At 42.6% G+C, this 19,914-nt stretch carries 16 protein-coding genes; 3 read left to right on the top strand and 13 right to left on the bottom strand.

Annotated features, from left to right (window positions below):
- Positions 1 to 297: 297 nt before the first annotated feature.
- On the bottom strand, positions 298 to 2,304 hold the full coding sequence (locus LU351_RS02580) for a trypsin-like serine protease (RefSeq protein ID WP_232592439.1): 2,007 nt from the start codon (positions 2,302 to 2,304) through the stop codon (positions 298 to 300).
- A gap of 766 nt (positions 2,305 to 3,070) precedes the next feature.
- Between LU351_RS02580 and LU351_RS02575 the strand changes: the two genes are divergently transcribed.
- Positions 3,071 to 4,222 (top strand): acyltransferase family protein, encoded by a 1,152-nt coding sequence (locus LU351_RS02575; protein WP_232592438.1) that lies wholly within the window; start codon positions 3,071 to 3,073, stop codon positions 4,220 to 4,222.
- A 73-nt stretch (positions 4,223 to 4,295) separates the two neighbouring features.
- On the opposite strand, the gene LU351_RS02570 is transcribed toward LU351_RS02575, so the two are convergent.
- Positions 4,296 to 6,077: a M28 family metallopeptidase gene (locus LU351_RS02570; protein WP_269783237.1), complete on the bottom strand. Its 1,782-nt coding sequence runs from the start codon at positions 6,075 to 6,077 to the stop codon at positions 4,296 to 4,298.
- Positions 6,078 to 6,824: 747 nt separating this feature from the next.
- On the opposite strand from LU351_RS02570, the gene LU351_RS02565 reads away from it, so the two are divergent.
- Together LU351_RS02565 and LU351_RS02560 are read left to right on the top strand one after the other, a co-directional pair.
- The gene (locus LU351_RS02565) at positions 6,825 to 7,856 is read left to right on the top strand and encodes a CAP domain-containing protein (protein WP_232592437.1); all 1,032 of its coding nucleotides are present in this window, start codon (positions 6,825 to 6,827) and stop codon (positions 7,854 to 7,856) included.
- A gap of 653 nt (positions 7,857 to 8,509) precedes the next feature.
- Entirely contained in the window at positions 8,510 to 9,556 is a 1,047-nt protein-coding gene (locus LU351_RS02560) for a type III polyketide synthase (RefSeq protein ID WP_232592436.1), read from the top strand.
- Between the two features lie 182 nt (positions 9,557 to 9,738).
- On the opposite strand, the gene LU351_RS02555 is transcribed toward LU351_RS02560, so the two are convergent.
- The 11 genes from LU351_RS02555 to recR all read right to left on the bottom strand — a co-directional run bounded on the left by LU351_RS02555 (position 9,739) and on the right by recR (position 19,885).
- On the bottom strand, positions 9,739 to 10,245 hold the full coding sequence (locus tag LU351_RS02555; protein ID WP_232592435.1) for a RidA family protein: 507 nt from the start codon (positions 10,243 to 10,245) through the stop codon (positions 9,739 to 9,741).
- Between the two features lie 36 nt (positions 10,246 to 10,281).
- The gene (locus LU351_RS02550; RefSeq protein WP_232592434.1) at positions 10,282 to 11,007 is read right to left on the bottom strand and encodes a c-type cytochrome; all 726 of its coding nucleotides are present in this window, start codon (positions 11,005 to 11,007) and stop codon (positions 10,282 to 10,284) included.
- A 70-nt stretch (positions 11,008 to 11,077) separates the two neighbouring features.
- A complete protein-coding gene (locus tag LU351_RS02545; RefSeq protein ID WP_232592433.1) occupies positions 11,078 to 12,655 on the bottom strand; it encodes a flavin monoamine oxidase family protein in 1,578 nt (525 codons plus the stop codon).
- A 404-nt stretch (positions 12,656 to 13,059) separates the two neighbouring features.
- Positions 13,060 to 13,572, bottom strand: coding sequence for a GNAT family N-acetyltransferase (locus tag LU351_RS02540; protein WP_232592432.1), 513 nt, complete (start codon positions 13,570 to 13,572; stop codon positions 13,060 to 13,062).
- Between the two features lie 20 nt (positions 13,573 to 13,592).
- Positions 13,593 to 14,297, bottom strand: coding sequence for a DTW domain-containing protein (locus LU351_RS02535; protein ID WP_232592431.1), 705 nt, complete (start codon positions 14,295 to 14,297; stop codon positions 13,593 to 13,595).
- Between the two features lie 14 nt (positions 14,298 to 14,311).
- Positions 14,312 to 16,495: a VWA domain-containing protein gene (locus LU351_RS02530; protein ID WP_232592430.1), complete on the bottom strand. Its 2,184-nt coding sequence runs from the start codon at positions 16,493 to 16,495 to the stop codon at positions 14,312 to 14,314.
- A 194-nt stretch (positions 16,496 to 16,689) separates the two neighbouring features.
- Positions 16,690 to 17,070, bottom strand: a complete 381-nt coding sequence (locus tag LU351_RS02525) for a hypothetical protein (RefSeq protein WP_232592429.1) — start codon at positions 17,068 to 17,070, stop codon at positions 16,690 to 16,692.
- 112 nt (positions 17,071 to 17,182) lie between these two features.
- Complete coding sequence (locus LU351_RS02520) at positions 17,183 to 17,665, bottom strand: YcgN family cysteine cluster protein (RefSeq protein WP_284285258.1); 483 nt, start codon at positions 17,663 to 17,665, stop codon at positions 17,183 to 17,185.
- A 14-nt stretch (positions 17,666 to 17,679) separates the two neighbouring features.
- Positions 17,680 to 17,970 carry a YcgL domain-containing protein gene (locus LU351_RS02515; protein ID WP_232592428.1) on the bottom strand — a complete coding sequence of 97 codons (291 nt, stop codon included), beginning with the start codon at positions 17,968 to 17,970 and terminating at the stop codon, positions 17,680 to 17,682.
- 170 nt (positions 17,971 to 18,140) lie between these two features.
- Positions 18,141 to 19,292, bottom strand: a complete 1,152-nt coding sequence (gene rnd / locus LU351_RS02510) for a ribonuclease D (protein WP_232592427.1) — start codon at positions 19,290 to 19,292, stop codon at positions 18,141 to 18,143.
- Positions 19,292 to 19,885 (bottom strand): recombination mediator RecR, encoded by a 594-nt coding sequence (gene recR, locus LU351_RS02505; RefSeq protein ID WP_232592426.1) that lies wholly within the window; start codon positions 19,883 to 19,885, stop codon positions 19,292 to 19,294. The genes rnd and recR overlap by 1 nt, the downstream gene beginning before the upstream one ends.
- Positions 19,886 to 19,914 lie beyond the last annotated feature (29 nt).

Genomic DNA, 19,914 nt, shown 5'->3' with positions numbered 1-19,914 from the left:
CTAGGCCGTGCGACACCAATAGTAATAACCAACAACCAGTACCGATCATGCCAAGTACTTTACTGTGACATCGCTTAAAATTTGAGAGGCCAAATCCCCATGGTAAAAGCGTCCAAATTATCAAGAACAAAATGACGAATGTAAAAAATATATTTAAAAAAACATCACCCACACATTGTTTTCCATTCCATAAACCGCACACATTCAATGGCTTTATTTTATGCAAAAAAAGCGTACATTCCGTACGCTTTTTCACTGCTTAAAATTAAAAAAACACCACTTTGACTTTATCCACCACTATGGTGCTAAAGGATAAGGTACAACGGATTTTACTATTGGGTCTTTTCTTAAACCACGTCGATTAATAGCTGGACGCTCAGGGGTATTCAAGGTTGTCGCCACAGGCTCACCCTCATTCAAGATGCTTATGGTGTAATCACCGACAGCTTCTGCACTGAAAGTTGAGACACCCACAACGTAATTGACTCCCGGCTGGGTTTCGACAATCATTTCTGCTACCGACCCTTGACCAAACGTAAACGTGGTATTAAGCACACCGCCACGCCCATTTACCTCACGCACATCACGATCATAAAGTGCAATAAATAAATCATCCAACGTATCTGCGGTAACACGAATTGCAAAGGCTTTTTCACCACTCAACCCGTCGACATCATAATAATCTAAAAAATATGGCGCCAAATAATCGGGGTCAATAATATCTTCTACCGTTAACGAACCGCTTACCAGTGACTCAACAGGCGTTCCACTAATTACACCATTTTTACGCTCAAATTGTGCATCACCCAATGACGCATAAAGTGTGGATACGAAAACACCATCGCCCAATGGTGGTAGTGAAATAGAATTACCGCCTTCAAAGCATTCTACAAATTCTTCGGGTAGTAATGTGCCAGCTCCATCGCCATCCACAAAGCAATCGAATACACGAGGCAAATACGACTCATCCAGAATATTCCAGCTCACCGACAATGAGTCACCGGAAGAGCTGTCAAAAGTGGCATCCACTAACTGCCAGCGATCTTCAATAGATTGACTCGGCTCATAACGAGCAGCCTGGTTACCAAAATCTGCTCGCACAATATTCCAAGGCTTCAAGGTGATATCGTACACACGGGATTCACTGACAGCGACTTGTTTCACCCAATCAGACAATTCAGAAACACGAGCCCATACACCTGGGTTACCCGGTAACGCACAACCATTACCATAACTTGTAACACCAGCTAATTTCCAAACATCTTGATCAAAATCGCGTACCAGCAGTGGACCACCACTGTCACCTTGGCAGGCATCAATTCCCCCTTGGGGTACACCACCGCATATTTGTGTATCAAAATTAATAGAATCAAAATAAACATCTTGACACACTTGGGTATCGAAAATAGGAAGATGAACATCTTGTAATAACTGGCTTTCTAAATCGGATACTCCCCAGCCAACGGCTGTCGCCAACACACCGTCATCCGTCAGCGCTTTATCCTCCTGAGAAATCATGGCAACCGTTTGTAAATCACTTTCTTCCAGATTAATCGGTTGAGATAATTTCCACAGTGCAATGTCATAGCCGCCGCTGACACCAAAAGGCATACCCGGCTCAGACGGTGAGAGTATGTATTCTGGATGTAAAATCACCTCATCCACACCCAATACCTCACCACTGCCATCGAGTATGTTATTCGTTCCAACCAAGACATTAACGGTACTCGGGTCTGTGTTTGTCGAACAATGCGCCGCCGTTGCCACCCATTGATCAGACACTAAAACACCACCACAGAATTGAAAAAACTGCCCTTCAGATTCAAACCCTACCGCAACCATAAAGGGATACTCATTAGGCGTGACTTCATCCCCTCCTATAATTTGCGGCACAATAATGTCGTTTTCTGGCAGAGAAACCACCACCGACCCTACTGAACGTCCCTCACCGCCGGCTGTATTACGCCACCCAAAAGGAACTTCTTGTCGAATACGATAATCGCCGGCGCTGAGTTTTGGTAAGCGATAAAAGCCAAAAGGGCCTGTCTCATCAAAAGGCTCTCCTTCATCACGAAGGCCGTTGTCGTTAATATCCGCAAATACAACAACACCTTCTATGCCACTCTCACCAAAACTTGAACGGCCATTCGCATTCACATCGTTGTAAATACGACCATACACCGTACCAATATTAAAAAAATCTTTTCCTATACGGTTTTCATCCGCACTAACGATGGATGAAAAACTCAACAATGGCACCAACAACACACCCACACAACTGCTCAATGGATTCTTTATTTTCATCACAAAATCCTATTTTCCTTTTATTTAAATTTAGTTTTATAAAAAACCAAAAGCCAAATAAAACCCTCTCACTTGATTCCAAATTCATCAAACTTCAAGAAAGTTTCATAGACAACTTCACCACAGAGGTCATCAACTACTATATTTAAACGAAAAACAACGTTATGTCTGTAACAAGAAATAACAACAGATGACATCGACACGCTTATTCATCATTGCAAAACAATACGCCAGCGAAAGTACTTTCAATAAAAATTAATTTGACTCAACAACAATAACCATTAATAAAAAATGGATTTTCTGCATTCACTATAAAAGGTTTTAAAAAATTAATAAATTTATCGCCATTCACAATATTGGCAGTCTCTTTTTATTTCAGGCCAAATACTCTTATCACAACATCAAGTCTTTCGTTCGGTTCAACTTGTTGTATTTCACGAATACGAGTTTCTTCAAGCATATAGTGATTTAGTTCTCTGTCATCGTTATTCATGGCTATAATCACAAGAGTGCCGATCAATTTATGCGCACCCTCAGCAAACGAGACACCTCAAAATTGAATCCATCAATTTTAGAAATTACTCACAGAAACCATTAGCAATGATGGTTTATAGTGATTGAAATATCAGTCAGAAGAACAGCACCGAGAGCAACTGCAATCAAGATTGCTGTAACGGGAACAATTACTGTAACAGGATCAATAGAGTCTTAACCTTCAGAAGTTGAGGGATCAATAGAGTCTTAGCCTTCAGAAGTTGAGAAAATCATGACACTTAAGCTATTTCTGAAAAAAGACAACACAAAATCATTATCCGAATACGCCACCAATAGAGATAACAATTTCAATTTAATTCGATTTATTGCTGCCTCTTTAGTGTTGTTTAGTCATAGTTTTGCGCTTACTTTTGGCTCGCCAGAAGCGGAGCCAATGAAGCTCAGCCTAGGCCTAACCTGGGGAAGTATTGCCGTTGATATTTTTTTCATATCCAGTGGTTTTTTAATCTGTGGAAGCTATTTAGCACGAAAAAGTACACTTGCGTTTGCTTGGGCCAGATTTTTGCGCATTTACCCCGCGCTACTGATCGCGGTTTTTATAACTGTATTTGGTGTTGGCTTATATTTCACTGAACTCACCAGTGCAGAGTACTTACAACACAAACAGACCTACAAATACCTCATCAAAAATTCAATTCTTCTATTTGGCATTGAATTCTACGTACCAGGCACCTTTGAGCATTTACCCTATGCTGACTCTATTAATGGCTCACTGTGGACACTCCCCTATGAGCTCAAAATGTACATATTGTTAGTGTTGACCATTAGCTCTATTTTACACCTGAGCAAATATGTGTTTTCCAAGTTCTCTTTAAGACTCTCTTTACCATGGACCCTATTGCTTATTGCAATAACAGCCACGATTTTAAATATTGCCAACCACTTTCTGCAATTCTACCAAGGCCAGTCTATTCGGTTGTTTTCATTCTTTTTTATCGGTGCGGCCTGTTATCTCTGGAAAAAAAACCTGCATCTATCTTCACCTATTGCATTAGTACTACTTAGCTTACTGTCTGTTTCCCTCATTCATAAAGAATGCTTTTATATTGCCTATTGCATTACACTGCCTTACCTACTTTTTTTCATTGCCTACGTTCCAGCAGGCATCATCAGGAAATTTAATCACTTCGGAGACTATTCCTATGGCATTTATATTTATGCATTTCCAATACAGCAAATAACCATTGCACTACAACCTAACATTTCTGTATCAGAAATGATTATCTATTCCTTCATCGGTACACTGGGTATGGCAATCTTGTCTTGGAAATTTATTGAAAAAAAGGCACTCCGATTTAAGCAAGCACACGAAGTTATTGAATCTCATATTAAAGGATTTATCACACCAAAGTGGAAGACCTAGCACACGACGAGACAACTATTTATCAAAGAACAAGTTGTCAAAAAACAACTTATCAAAAAATAGATTTAACCATTTATTTTATAAGGTGCTTTCCCCAATATTGAATATCGTAATTCGCACTTAAAGGGTCTGCTTGTGCTGATGTTTCTGAACCCGCCTCTCTTTCTTCATCAATCAATTTTGTGGAGTTGGCCAGCTTAGACACCACGTAAGCAATAGCATCACTGTTCACTTCTAGCGCTCTCTCATTCACATTGGTCAAAGCATCACAAAATTGGTGATAACAACTGTCCAACGGGATGCCCGATTCACCGCCATACTTTTCAGCCTGTTCTTCTGTTTTTTCAGCTTCAGCCCCAGTGAACAAGCCGCCTATTGCAGTTCCTCTGCGAAAAAATTCGGCATAATCCGAACGGAAGTTGATCTGACTTCCCTCGTAGGACAACCCTCTCAAACCAAAATAACTTTCAAATAACTTCTCTATGCTATCCGAACCCGGAGGACCTACGAGATCAAAATCAGAGCCATCACCATCATAAATACCAAACTTATAATTTGGTGATGCAATCATGTCAAAATTAAGGTACGCCTTAATATTTTTAAGAGAGCCTTCATCTAAGCGTTGCACATAATCCGTAGAGCCCACCAATCCAGCTTCTTCAGCTCCCCACCATGCAAAGCGAATTTTATTTTTTACATACGCTTTACTGACGAGATTCGCCAACTCCAATAGCGCAGCTGTTCCAGTACCATTATCGTTAATACCAGGGCCTGCAAATACGGAATCCAAATGGGCACCGACCATAATGACATTACTGGCACTCCCAGATTTGGTCTCCGCTATCACATTTTGAACAATGCGCTCTTCACGGAGTACATTGGAAACCATTGTCATCGTTAAACTAGGCGTTTCAGACCAAACTACACCATTATTGTATGTGGTGAAAAAAACAGGAACCTGCCCTGAATACTCAACCCCAAGCGTACCGTTAATTAAGCCGGTACGATCCTCTGTATTACCTTGATTAAAAATGATGACACCCACAGCCCCTGCTGCAACTGCATTTTGTGCTTTTTGTGCAAAACTGCATGTACCGCGTTGTATCAGCGCAATAGCGCTTGACGGAAAAGCTGCAAAATCTTCTATTTCACAACCGCTGGTAGAGCTGTTCCCCTCACCTAAAGCCAAATCAATCGCGACCACAGCACCCGAAACCGTCCCCGCTTCACTTTGCGACATATAGGTAACATCAATATCCCAATCATACGTTTTTTCATCCGGTGATAGAGATTTCAGTACGCCATCTTCTAATTCATAAAAAGCATTGAATGTAAATTCATCGAGCACCACGTCATAACCCATGGTCACTAATGCTTCTTCAATATACGCTACAGATGCCTCGTACCCTTTAAGACCAGCTGCCCGATTTACGTCATTGGCCAGGGCAATTTTTTCCAACGACGATAAATGTTGCTTCACCGTTTGGGACTGCATACAACGGGGCAGTGTGAATGGGGATAAAAAGTAAAGATGTTTACACTCCCATGAATTCAGGGCCTCAGGACTCCAATACTCATCAAAAAATCCCTCTACATCAAAGCCCTTCATCAAAGCAGGATCGGTTAAATTCACCACATCATCAGCCACCAATGTACCAGTCACAGCCACAAATCCCATACTTATGACGGTATTTTTCAACCAACCCTGGCTCAAGCAATGGACTCTTAACCCACTCATTTTAAAGTCGCTAGGCTTTAATCCACGAAGAGATAAAAAAGTTTTTATGGCATAACGAAGTTTTCCCCAACGAAAACTACGACATACTGGTTTCTTATCAAAATGGAAAATGGTCATGTGCTTGATAATCCTATGTTTGATAGTCCTATGTTTTATGGTCCTATGTTTTATGGTCCTATTGCTCGATGGAGAGAACTCAGAAATCTGTTGGCGCCAAAGTCCTTTTTTGGACGCAAAAGCGAACAGCATCACAAAAACAATGTAGACCAGTTATCTTATCGAAAATCCCTTCAGAAGAAAGATATTTAACGAATTCAGTAAGAGTTTTTCGTGCAATCAGCGAAATAAAAACATCATGAAATAAATCACGCCAAAGTGAGACTGAAATAAGGTGTTGAACAGCATCCAAAACACGGCGTTCCTGCCTTAAGAGGCTCAAGTTTTGTCATAAAAAACAGAAGATCCATTACCACTTTTTAAACTCTCGATTATTCCTTAACCACAATCCAATGCCCATCAACCGTGGTATGAGACCAAGCCCCCAAAACGGGAAAATACGCCGGGATTCTAAGGAAAAGAAAAAACTTTCTCGGTATGGTTAAGTCAAGAAATGAGCTGAGAATATTGACAAGGTCAGGTAATAGGCCGGCAGGAAAGGTTGTTAAAAAAGTCACAGGGAAATGAATATAAATCAATAAAAAGGACTGACCTCTCAATTGACGAACGCTTGATTGACTAACGCTTGATTGACTAACGCTTGATTGACTAACGCTTAGTTGACCAATACTGAATTTGGGCGGGATTGAATGTCAGTAGACTCAGACTGAATAATCATTTTTACTAAGATCAAAGGTGATCAACTCCATGTACTTACGTAAATTACCACTTGCCAGCGCACTCTCTATTGCACTATTAACGTCAGTTTCAGCCACAGCATTGGCTGAAGACATAGACCTTTCAAATACCCTGCCTTTTTCTAACCAAGATACTGGTATTGGAGAAATCACTCTCCAATCCGACGGCGCATTAACTCTCGAAGGCAATCGCTGGGTTGCCACACCTGGTGGTTATACCATTACCGAAAACACCGTTTTAGAATTTGAATTTTCTTCCACCTCTCAAGGTGAAATTCACGGAATTGGCTTTGACGACGACAACCGTATTAGCCGCAATAAAATTTTTCATCTTCATGGTACCCAGAGCTGGGGCATTGATAACCAAGCCACCTACACCGCTCAAAATGGCGAATTTCAAACTTTCCGCATTCCTGTTGGACAATTTTATACCGGTAGTGGTATGCAGTTAGTACTGGTCAATGATGACGACAGCGCAAACCCGAATAACAACGGCACGTTCAGAAATGTCAGGCTGATGGACCCCACTCAAAACCCAGGCGATGGTGACCCGGGTGATGGCAATCCAGGAGACGGTGAACCACCCCAAGATCCCCCCCCAAGCGACGATAACGGCTGTATGGATGAATTCCAAAGAGCATTATTAGAAGCCCATAATGAAGTTCGTTCACAAGGTTACAACTGTGGCGGAACGAGCTATGCACCTGCACCACCTCTGACTTTTAGTTGTCAACTTGGTGAGGCGGCGGAACGTCATAGTACAGACATGGCGAACAATAACCACTTTAGCCACACAGGCACCGACGGCTCTAGCTTCACTGACCGAATAGGGGATACCGGGTATCGTTACAGAACAGGCGGTGAAAATATCGCAGCCGGTCAGCGCAGCGTTGATTCTGTCATGAATTCTTGGTTAAACAGTTCTGGCCACTGCCGCAATATTATGAACCCAAGCTTTACTGAATACGGCGGATCATTAGTACGCAGTTCATCCAGTACCTACTCCCAATACTGGACCAGTGTGTTCGCAACCCCTCGTTAATACACACTGTTGTACGGCAGGCTGAAGTCAAATTTATATCAACGATATGATGCCAACAAAGCCTGCTGTTACAGCCATGCCAATAAGAAACCATATCGGATAATACTCTTATTGAAAGCACCGATATTAATAGCATTTCATCAACACACCAAACACCGTCATCAATAAACGGCCTTTAACATAAGGCACGCCCAAAAGACTTTCACCAAGACGCGTCTCTTTTACCAATTATTCATCAAATAAAGCATTAGCTTTTTTATCACCCTACAACTTTACTCTTTTTTACCTACCCCACTCGTCACTCGTATGAAAAGCAAAACTTTTGATCTTCATACGAGCATCCACAGACATCCAAAACAGCAATAAATCAAAATACAGCCAATCCTCTCTAAAGCAATTAATTTTTAAAATAAAGACCATTTACAAATTAAATTATATTTTTTTAGTATTTTATTTTTTTACTTCAAAAAAAGATCAAACCGCAATCAAAATGAACAACTTTAACCCTAAAGTTGTTTCTTAAAAGAATTACTGAAATAAAATTTTATTCAATTAAGCATCGTGAGAGTTCTGTGACTTTTCATTTATAGAAAATATATTTTTAGTCGGTATAAAAAAAACATCCATTGAACTCACCCTCAGGAGATAACATTATGGCAACTGTTTGCCGCCCAAGCGTAGTCCTTCCACAGCATACTATTTCACAAGAACAGATGATTTCAGAGTTAGACAAACTGCATCCTTTTCATCCGAAGCGTGATCTTGCTTTTAAGATGATTAGGAATACACAAGTGGATAACCGACATTTAATTATGCCAATAGAAGAACTTACTATTCATACGGGATTAACCCATCGCTCTCGTATTTATGAAAGAGAAGGAAGGCGTTTATCTACAGAGGCTGCCCAACAAGCTATTGAAAATGCAGGCTTAACAAATAATGATATTGATATGGTCGTCGTCACATCCTGTACCGGATTTATGATGCCATCATTAACTGCCCATCTAATAAACTCCTTAAAATTAAAATCCGACACCGTTCAATTACCCATTGCACAACTAGGGTGCGTAGCAGGTGCTTCAGCCATTAATAGAGCATTTAATTTCTGCCAAGCTAACCCCAAGGCAAACGTACTAATAGTGGCATTAGAGTTTTCGTCTTTGTGCTTTCAACCCGACAACGTTGAATTACACTCATTTATTTCAGGGGCATTATTTGGCGATGCGGTTACATCTGCAGTAGTTCGAGGTGATGACTTAGCAAAAGGCCTACGCTTGCAAAATCAAACCACCTATTTTATGCAAGACAGTGAAGAATACATTTCGTATGATGTTAAAGACAGTGGCTTTCACTTTACCTTAGACAAGGCTGTGATGAATTCTATTCAATACGTTGCACCGATAATGGAAATGCTGAATCGTCGTGAATTTAATGCTCCGGTTGCAGACAATGATTTTGTCATTTTTCATACTGGTGGACGTAAGATTCTCGATGAATTGGTTAAGCACTTAGAGTTAGCGCCTGAAAAGGTAAATCTTTCACGAGAGAGTCTGTCACAATTAGGCAACGTCGCCAGTGCAGTGGTATTCGATGTATTACAAAGACAATTTGATGCCCCACCAACAGATGGCTCTAAAGGCATGTACGCCGCGTTTGGGCCAGGATTTACAGCAGAAATCGGTGTAGGTGTTTGGCAATAAAACATGCCAAACACCTACATTAGTGTACCCCAACTAAAATAATAAAAACGGGGCACTAAAAAAGCCGCCTTTCATTAAGACGGCTTTTTCTATTAAATCAAGATCGATTAGATACACATCTATAACAACATCTATAACAACATTGAAAACAATGTCGCCTCTTACAATGATTGCACTTCCGCCTACTGCTTATCCTTTTCCGGCTTCGCAATTACCATTTCGATTTCTACCAGCATATTTGGCCCACCGGCAAGCCCTGCAATTTGAACTGCCGATCGTGCCGGTTTATTCGGTTGTGACTCTGTACCAAAGTATTGTGTATAGGCTTTCATAAAACCACTAAAGTCCATTTTGCCTCCTTTTGCAGGATCTCCTACAAGGAAGACGGTCATTTTTATCACATCTTCAAACCCTACCCCTAAATCTTTAAGTGATGACTCAAGTTTTTTTAAAACACTTAACGTCTGCGCTTCGGTATCACCGTAATATTCTGCACTGCCTTTTGGGGCTTTAGGGTTTTTCGGACCAGGTATCTGGCCACTGTGATAAATCAAGGCCGTTTCCGCAGTGACTTCTACCGCACGAGCAATGGGAAAGGGATTATTATTGGGCAAGGCATGGCGAGTCACTTCGGCCCAAGCTGAACCAGTGACCAATAAACCTGCACTCACCAATGATACGATTCTCATCAAGCACTCCTATTCTTCATTTATCATTACAATTGTTTATAGTGTTTTAATAAAAGTCACTACTGCATCAATGTCATCCTGACTACGAATCCCTTGGGCAATACTTGTCATTTGTTGCCCCGAACTATCCTGCTCATGATACCCACGAATGCCTGCTTGGTAATTATTGAGCTGCTTTTTTAAGTACCACATTGGCTGATGCACCAACGGAGGTGCTTTAACAACCTCCCGCCCCAGTCCATCACTTCCATGACAAGCACTGCACTGTTGATACAACTTCTTACCTTGTGAAAGTAAATCAGTAGGCATCTCATTAAAGGATTTTATATTCGTAGCCAGTGATTTCACTTCTTCATCGATGGCTTCTTTATGGGAGGTTTCTTTATGGGAAATCTCTTTGTGAATTGTTTTTTCATAGAGTGTTTTTTTATTCATTGCATCATTCAAGTGTGCAATTTTTTCTACGATATTCTGGATATGCTCATCCGTTAAGGACAAGGCGATCGTACGCATTTCCTGTCCACTTTTATCCTTAACTTTCGCGCCTCGCCACTCACGCTGATAAGAATGTAACTGTTGCCGAATATACCATGAGGGTAATACGGCAATATTAGGGGCTTCTGTATTCTTATTCCCCTGTAAGTCAGCGCCATGACAAACGGAACAAACCAACAAGTCTCTATCCAACGCTGCAACTGAAAAAGACAGTAACGTGCTAACTACTACAATCAAACAATTTGCAAGAATGCGTCGACCATTCATATTGGGCTCTCTATTAAACTCTCTTTTAAGTGGCGACATTACACATACACAGAAAGTAGGACGCTAAGCGTTAGCTATGTTCACGTCGGCCAAATTGACGATCGAATGACAACAACGCATGTTCCGCTGAAGCCATTGCGCCTTCTTGCCAGCCAGAGTGATAACTCACTTGATCACCAATTAAAAAGTGATGCCCCTCTGGCTGCTGTATACGGTCGAAGTAACGCTTTCGGTCTTCAGGGGACATTTGTGAACCGCACCCCATCATATGGTTCATTCGAGCCCATGGGACACTTTCACCCGCCTCAATGTACTGAGCATAATTATCATGGATCGCATTACCGCATTCTTTGGCTCTCTGAAGCCGTGCTTGAGGTGACAGACGTTCAAACTTAGCGCACTTCTCTTCACCCCAGACATAAGCCCCTAACATCACGCCTTTCTGACTGTGGATATCGTGAGAAGGATACCAAAGCTGTCCGACATCTGAACTGGTATAGGTGATACCACCGTAAATACCTTCACGCTCCCAGAATCGCTCTTTCATCTCCAAGCCAATTTTAAATAAATGCCCTCTTTTTAGGGTTCCTAACGCTTGTCGATAATCACGAGGAAAATTATTTCTAAGCCCTGTAATTAAATGAGCCGGAATACTGTTAAAACAATAATCTACTTTCAAAGTGGACTGTTTATTTTGGTCTTGATAAACAATGTCCGTTCCATTCTCTCTCAGCCTAATGTCTTGCACCATTGCGTTTAAAATGATTGGTGAGTGAATGCGTTTCATAAAAGCCTTTACAAGGCCATCCATACCGCCAACAATTTCCATTAAAGGCGCACCCCAATCGTAAATTTCTGTTGCATGCAATTGGTAATGCCAGAAATGACTCGATAATAAGTCTTGAGTCGACAATGGTGCCTTGGGGGCACTGTGGAATAACATTCTGTCTTTGGTAGAGCCCGCACGATCGCTGCCTTGGTAATTCCCTTTTTCGGTCAGATCTCCGTACATCCGAATAAAACCAGACAAACTCTCCAGCTCTTCTTCAGTGAAAGGCTCATCCAATGAAACACGATCTGCACTTTTCCAAGCAAGCTCAGACAATAACCCACGAGCATCTGCAATGTATTCCCCAATGCGGACTTTCCTACTTTTTTTTGAGTTGGACGATACCTCATCGTGCACATAAGCAAGCCGACTGCTGTTTGCTCTTATCTGCAATGGAATTTGAAACGCTTTACAATAGTGCAATACACGTTGGTGATGCCCCGGAATGCGTGCAGGGCCTGCGTTAAAATACATTTTAGAATCAGGAGAAAATTGACAACGACGTCGGTGCCCCAATTCATCAACCAAATCATTATGTCGGAGTGTAAGATTCCGTCCACCGGCTCGATGGGATGCTTCAAGAATCACACATTGGTATCCTGCCCGCTCAAGTTCGTAGGCAACCATTAAACCCGAAATACCCGCTCCTAAAATAGCAACAGTATTTTTATTGGGGTTTGCCGGCTGTAACATCAATGACTGTGGTGGTAAAACTGGTGTAACCATTCCCAGAGCACCCGCTGCCTCATACACCGCAGAAGCCCCTCCTACCGCTCCCAAAACCGTTAGCAATGACCGGCGAGAAATAGATTGATTCATTATTATTTACACCTGAAAAGAATTTTCACAGCACATCAAAAGCACATCTAGCCTTAATGCGCACTCATCAAAAACACTTCACCATCAAAGTTAATCAACCTGCAAATCAGTCACTTTCTCCGTTGGGCAGCACAAAAAATCACACAAACAGAAAGTGCGCCAACCACCAATTCATTTAAAAGTGCTTTCAAAATAACAACAAATTAAAAAGATAAAAAATAGAAAGGCAAAATAGGTGCCAAAATAAAAAACCAAGCACCCACTTTATTCTCAAGGAGAAAATGCAAAAGAGTAAAACGTCACAAAAAGGTAATGAAAGCCAAAAAACTCAGATATTGTCACCTATGATCAATCTTACTTAGGCCGTAAATTCATTCAACTACCAAACTTATTCAACTACCAAGCTAATAACCTACTCGCATGACCGTTATGTCTCTTCCTTGATTTGTGTACCGTGTAAATGCCTGTTGAATAAACATAAGCTCATTCGATAAAGGCACACAATAAAACCCCACCGAGTGATAAAAAGAAACCAGATGAACGTAGGGAAAACAAAAACAGGTGCGCTCTTGAAAAGGCTCACCTACTAATGAAAATTTTTCTAAACATGAAGTTTCATTTTTATGACACTCATTCAAAGTCAAGAAATCTTGGAATACGGTAGAAAGAAACCGCTTCCCCAATCCTTGACGTTGATAATTTGATGAAACCAACATGCTTCGTAAAAACCATTCTTCATGCATAGGCTGAATACGAAGCGCACCTATAATATTTCCACAGTAGCGTAACGCATAAACGTATTCGCCCCGTTTCGCCCGTGCACCGTCTTTTTCTTGTTTATAAAATTTATTAACCAAGGGCAAACGAACGTCGTCAATTTTTTCCACAACTAAATCTGTAGGGTTAACGGCAATCACCCTCGCCTCACTTGTTCTTATCAAGAATGAAAATAGGATTGAAAATGCGCGAGCACATCCTGTAATGCCTCTGCATCGCGCGTATTCCCAGTAGCATTAACTATCCAGGCGATGACCTCTAATGTACTGAAATGCCCTTCCGATTGACGCTTTCGAAGCATATAGCGGCTATCAGAAGGACAATCAGATGAAGGACAATCAAATAAAGGCAATTCGGTGTGGAGCAACGTATGTAACCAAGGCGATTGTCGATACATTTTTCTGGCTTGTTGCCAAGTTGCATCCAACAAAATAAAACGGGGAGAAATAGGGATTGATTGATCGTGGCTCTGAGGCGGTTGAGGTTGAGGAGCAATGAGTTCTTTTAAATCTCGATACAATGCTTGCTCGTTAGCCAACGCCTTTGGAAACACCACAATATCACGGTTGCAATCCACCGCACTGGCATGTTGACGAGACCATATTTCAAATCCACACATAGCCATGCATGCACAGGCCAAACTACCCGTGTTGGTTCGCTTAGACACTTCACGAGGGTGAACCACGAGATGAAACTGCGGGCTTTCTGAAAGGTAAGGTAAGGCGTGGCAAAAACACTTTTGCACACTCAGCCCACACCGCTGGCAATATTGAGACCGCACATCGTTTTTTTTATCAATTGAAACTTCTTGAGCAACCGCTTGCTCATGAGAGAATATTAACGAACGAAAAAACAACGGGTACATATCAACACTCTATGTTAGCTCTTGGTGTTATCATCCCCGCCAAAATCATCGTCCGAAAAGTCATCACCGGCAATATCACCCGCAGAGAAATCATCCAAGCTAAATTCTTCATCTTCATCCGCCGTTTCAGCTAGCATGGCATCTAAATCATCCATAGGAGCAGGAGGTAATTCATCGCTTCCACTATCCATGGGGATATCCGATTCCGTAATAGGTTCATCACTGGCCAAATCTGTGCCAGTTAAACTTTTCTCTGGCGAATCGGTATCAGATGAATCATCCTCACGCGACAAATCCTCATCTTCTCCAATATCCGCCATCGCAAGACTTTCCGTTTGAGCAGGCTCTGGCTCCGCTTCTTTTTCTGAGTTTGTATCCGAGTCACTTTCTTTTTTCTCTCCTTCATCTTCGGAAGATTCATCCGATTTCGAATTCCCAACAATGACACGGTAAGCAAAATAAGCAACGCCTAGCACCACGACATTCCCAACGCCTAATAAGATGTACAACAATAAGGAACTTTCCTCTTCCGATTCATCGCCTTCTTCAACATCTTCATCTATATCCTGTTTAGCGTCTTCGTCCTTTTGTGTTGCATCGTCTTCATCCGTATTTTCAGAGCTCTTTTTCTTAGGTGCATTTTTTTCAGGGTAATAAAACGTCTCTACAGGGTGGTCGTATTGATAACGATTGCCATTGTTTTCCACAACACTAATGGCCAATGTAATGGCATACTGCCCCTCTTCTTTCGGAACGATCTCCAGCTCCCAAACATCGTTCGGCTTCAAGGGAATAGGTTTAATGGAACTTCGGCCCGTTGGATTTTTTACTCGGGCCACAACACTGGTTTTTTTGAAATTTAAGGTCTGGGCATTGGGCGTAATGGACAATAAATAACGTACTTCTCCGTTGTTATTTTCAGATCTGAGATGAATATTAAAGGCATCTCTCACACTCACGGTGTGTGTAAACTGTCTGAAAAAACTTTTTCCATCGACCTTGGCAATAAGGTCGTGATTTCCCAACTCTGTAAAACCTTCCAATTCTGTAGAATACACGCCATCGTTAGGAAGATTATTTGGATCAGACAATGTCATTTTCCACTCTTGCTCAGAGGGGGCAATTTTTGTCACAGTGACGTCGAGAAGCTCTAAAAACTCAGGCCGATCAATGGTTTTTCCATCTTCCTGTAATCTTAATGATAAAGGGATTGTTTGCCCTCGGAAAATGTTGGTCGGCATCGGCTCTACGTACACATTTAAATTACTGATCACCGTAATTCGGCTACCCGGAGCCATATCCGCTCGAACCGACCATTCCCCTTCCAGCGGCTTTTTTAACGTCACGAGATCGTATCGATCTGTGGCATACCAATTAACGTCCTCATCCATGCCCGAACGCGCTTCACTGTATCGTGTTTGATCTGGGCCGAGAAGTTCAGTGGGGGTTGAGCTTGAACGAAAAATCAAAGCGGTAAATTCCTCCACACTGGAATCCACCACAAAAGTATCGCCATCCAACGGCAATTGTTCGGAGGGTGCGGCTTGATCAAAGGCTTGCAAAAATACCTGCATTAACTCATCGGCCGTTTTTGCAACGGCTGCAATACCATCGGTGGATAACGCAAGTCGGTTGAGCAATCGTGTATCTGCATTATCAGACAAGGCGATGGTATGTACGACGACGCCAGCTTCTTTAAGCTTTGGAATTGTCTCATCCACAATGCGCCGCCATTCCACTAAGTTGTCGTCCTGCTCTTTGGAAATATCCACCATTCCATCGGTGAGCAAGATAATATTGGAGCGAAAAGTTTTATCCAATGTACTGGCATCCGCCAACGCGGTTTCCAGTGCTTGGCCAATATTCGTATACAACCCTGATGAATGAATATTACGGGCTTTTGCGGAAGCATTCTTTGCCCACTGCTCATCAACGACCTGATGACTCACTAGCTGGTCAACAGATTGCCCAAAAGTCCATACCCCGGCTTTTGACCCCTCCGGCAACAACTTCACTAATAAGTCTACCGCTGGGCGCCGTAAATTATTCGGATCGTTTTGTTTCATACTGCCAGAGATATCAATAACCAATCGCACATCCGCTTTTTGAGGGGATTGTGCCATGGCTGAAAAAGTCACCATCCACAGTACGGTGAACAAAACCATTGATAGGCTTGCCACTTCACGAAAACTTAACACGGGTAACACTTCTCCTGATCCGAATAACGCTTTAATAGTTTGGCACCTTTAACAGACTCACGCCTGACTAATGTTTCTGTCGGCCATTGACGTTTCAACTAAAGGGAAGTGATAAAATAGAGTAATTCATCATAAGAAAGTGACAAAAAAAGTGGCCAATCAAAAAGGATCACTAGGGTTAGTGGGTGACCACTCTATATTTCAGGCTCTGTGCGCGATACCTCTTCTGTCGAGCGGCTACCCAGTGAAAAGCCAATGAGCTTTGACAAAACAAACAACAACGGATATGCCAAAACACTAATGAGACTGACCACCGCTACGGTAGGCCCTGCTCGTACAAATCCCGATTCTGGCACAAAGATACCCTCAAATAAGAGAATTAAGGTGGCTGGAGCCAAGTAGGGCGAGCCGGTTTCAATGGAAAAGGGGGCAACCAACAACCCTAATGCTAAAAATAATAATGGGTATTTCACCCAGTGGGCGGCTGAACGCAGCAAGCGCCACAACACCAACACCAGACAAAGGCTACCGGCAAGGTACACACCCCATGCATACAAATACGCTGTTTCTGTCATCACTCTTCCTAACACTTACAGTTTGCTTGTAAAAAATTTTACAGCACTGAATTTTACGGTACTTTCAAAAGACTTCTTTTTAAGCCCAACTTTCACATATTCATCAACGGCACTAATTTACCCAACGAATGACATACTCTTCCCAGTCTTCTTCTGTCACATCCAATTCCGAAATCACGCGGCCTTTCACTGATCGCTTAAAACGGTGGACACTCGTTTCATCACCAGAAATTAAAGGGTGCCATTTTTCAAGCTTTAACCCTTGGGCAATTCGCCGATACGCACACGATGATGGTAGCCAGTGGAACTGATCCACCTGCTCACGAGTTAACGATACACATTCGGGCACATTGTCTTTACGATGAGCGTAGTCACGACAACGGCAGGTTTCTACATCCAAAAACTTGCAAGCAACATTGGTGTAAAACACCTCTTCGGTATCGTCGTCTTGTAGCTTGTGTAAGCAGCATTTACCGCAACCATCACAAAGAGACTCCCACTCTGATTCAGACATTTCATCCAGCGTTTTAACTTCCCAAAAAGGCAACTCCACCACCTGCTCGTTTTCCCGCTCATCCACAATCTGCTTAGCCACAGCCTTAACCACAACTACACGCCTGCCAGCTTGCTATTATGTTGATTCACTGCTTGCATGTATTTCTCTTTGGGTGGCGGTAATTGCAGGTAAAAGCCCTTTTCCTGTAACGATTGAAGGACTTTATGAATGTCTGCATTCGCCAGTGTTTTTTCTGGTGTCAGCAATAAAGTCATCGCATGTTTGGGCTGACCAAAACGCTCAACTAACGCTTCCGGTACACGAGACAGGCCTTCCGACTTTTGCACATAAAGGTACATATCAGCATCTTTTGGGCTTTTATAAATATCACAAATCAATTTCATGGTTTCGTTTTTGACTCACTACTTTTTACGGATTCTTTCTACCCGCTTTTTTCTAACTGTTGTTTTTAACTACGGTTTTCTAACTACTGTTTTTAACTACTATTTTTCAACTACGGCTTTCTATTCACAGCTTTCACGCACATTCATACCCAGTCCAATGGTTTATCGCTTTAGTCTGAATGGCTATAGGCTCGCGCATACGTAAGGAGAACAGACCCAATAAGGTCGTTCCGCCACGTTTGCTCAATGGAAGGCGGCAAGCGATAACTGCCAGAGTTCATTCCTGAGCGAACAATCGCCTCGTAGTCTTTCTTTTTCACCAATAACTCTGGGGGTAGCTTTAGACGCTCCGATTCTTCACGTACCAACGCTTTTAACCCTTTCACTAAATCCCCAAGTTGCGGGGAGAGCGGAGGTGGCAAGCGCTGAGGCCGATCACTGGCGGGCAATTCTGTTGCCGCTTTAATCATCGCCACTAACACATCACCGTATTCTCGTATTGTTTTTGAGGGCATACCCTCCACTTTCGATAATTTGCCCAGAGTCGTCGGTCGGAATTTTGCGAGATTGAACAACACATTCTCTTTCATCAAATGATTGCGTGGGATGTTTTTGGCTCGCGCCGTCATTTCTCTCCAATGACTTAACGCCTTCAGCACTACCAGCTCAGCAGGTCTTAGCTTCCAAGCTAACTTTACTTTGCGAAAATATTCGGGGTCCACTTCGTCAATCGGCCCTACATTTTGCAAGATCAACGCACACTCATTCATCACCCACGACAACCGATCAGATGCTTTTAATGACGTCAACAGCGTTTCGTATATGACCAACAAATGCGTTACATCCAGTGCGGCGTAGCGTTTTTGCGCATCCGTTAAAGGACGTTGAAGCCAGTCTGAGCGTGTCGCATCTTTCGGTAACTCTACTTCCAGAAGGGTTTGCACTAAATTTGCATAGCCAATACTAAAACCATATCCCGCCATTGCTGCGGCAATTTGGGTATCAAAAAGCGGGCTAGGACACACACCAAAACTGCGCTGAAATACTTCCAAATCTTCCGAACAGGAATGCAATACTTTGGTGATTGCGGGATTGACCAGCAACTGGCGAAAATGATCGTGCTGACTGAGTACAAGTGGATCAATCAGATAGGCCGCTTTGCCATCGCCCACCTGAACTAAGCCTGCTTCTGGGTAAAAAGTACTCACCCGCATAAATTCGGTGTCAATCGCCAAGGCGGTTTGAGACTGCCACTGATGACACAACTCAGTTAACTGTGCAGCATCATCGACCCATACTATGGGTTGGGTTTCTATAGACATTAAATTACTCGACGACTATTAAGAGCATGAGCGAGAGTGCCTCCATCCAAGTACTCCAACTCCCCACCAAGAGGGACCCCTTGCGCTAAACGGCTCACCGTCACCTCGTTTCGGCGCCCCAACTCAGCAATGTAATGTGCGGTCGCTTCTCCCTCGACGGTAGAGCCCGTCGCCAAAATCAACTCTTGAATTTCGCCCTGAGCCAAGCGGCTCTCCAAAATATCGATGCCCAGATCTTCCGGACCAATACCGTCAATGGGAGACAAATGCCCATGGAGCACAAAGTAATGCCCGCTATAGCTACCCGATTGCTCAAACGCAAGAATGTCTGCCGGAGATTCCACAACACAAACAGTTCGTCCATCGCGCTTCACATTTCGACAGATTCCACAAAAGGACTCTTCGGTGAAAGTACGACAACCATTGCAATAGGAAACGCCATCAATGGCTTTCTCTAATGATCGAGCCAATTGCAAGGCACCTTGGCGTTCTTGCTCTAACAAATGAAATGCCATACGTTGGGCAGATTTTGGGCCAACCCCAGGTAGCACTCTCAGCGCCTGCATTAACTCATCAATGAGCGGGCTGAACATCTATTTTCCTCATCTCGCGGAAACCATCG

Origin of the sequence: Marinibactrum halimedae, from assembly GCF_021234875.1 — a bacterium.
In the GTDB taxonomy this organism is placed as follows: domain Bacteria; phylum Pseudomonadota; class Gammaproteobacteria; order Pseudomonadales; family Cellvibrionaceae; genus Marinibactrum; species Marinibactrum halimedae.
This window is presented reverse-complemented; position numbering and strand designations above follow the sequence as displayed.

What these genes read in the sequence shown, in the direction of transcription:
- LU351_RS02580 (WP_232592439.1), bottom strand. Translation starts at nt 2,304, where the DNA reads ATGAAAATAAAGAATCCATTGAGCAGTTGTGTGGGTGTGTTGTTGGTG.
- LU351_RS02575 (WP_232592438.1), top strand. Translation starts at nt 3,071, where the DNA reads ATGACACTTAAGCTATTTCTGAAAAAAGACAACACAAAATCATTATCC.
- LU351_RS02570 (WP_269783237.1), bottom strand. Translation starts at nt 6,077, where the DNA reads ATGACCATTTTCCATTTTGATAAGAAACCAGTATGTCGTAGTTTTCGT.
- LU351_RS02565 (WP_232592437.1), top strand. Translation starts at nt 6,825, where the DNA reads ATGTACTTACGTAAATTACCACTTGCCAGCGCACTCTCTATTGCACTA.
- LU351_RS02560 (WP_232592436.1), top strand. Translation starts at nt 8,510, where the DNA reads ATGGCAACTGTTTGCCGCCCAAGCGTAGTCCTTCCACAGCATACTATT.
- LU351_RS02555 (WP_232592435.1), bottom strand. Translation starts at nt 10,245, where the DNA reads ATGAGAATCGTATCATTGGTGAGTGCAGGTTTATTGGTCACTGGTTCA.
- LU351_RS02550 (WP_232592434.1), bottom strand. Translation starts at nt 11,007, where the DNA reads ATGAATGGTCGACGCATTCTTGCAAATTGTTTGATTGTAGTAGTTAGC.
- LU351_RS02545 (WP_232592433.1), bottom strand. Translation starts at nt 12,655, where the DNA reads ATGAATCAATCTATTTCTCGCCGGTCATTGCTAACGGTTTTGGGAGCG.
- LU351_RS02535 (WP_232592431.1), bottom strand. Translation starts at nt 14,297, where the DNA reads ATGTACCCGTTGTTTTTTCGTTCGTTAATATTCTCTCATGAGCAAGCG.
- LU351_RS02525 (WP_232592429.1), bottom strand. Translation starts at nt 17,070, where the DNA reads ATGACAGAAACAGCGTATTTGTATGCATGGGGTGTGTACCTTGCCGGT.
- LU351_RS02515 (WP_232592428.1), bottom strand. Translation starts at nt 17,970, where the DNA reads ATGAAATTGATTTGTGATATTTATAAAAGCCCAAAAGATGCTGATATG.
- rnd (WP_232592427.1), bottom strand. Translation starts at nt 19,292, where the DNA reads ATGTCTATAGAAACCCAACCCATAGTATGGGTCGATGATGCTGCACAG.
- recR (WP_232592426.1), bottom strand. Translation starts at nt 19,885, where the DNA reads ATGTTCAGCCCGCTCATTGATGAGTTAATGCAGGCGCTGAGAGTGCTA.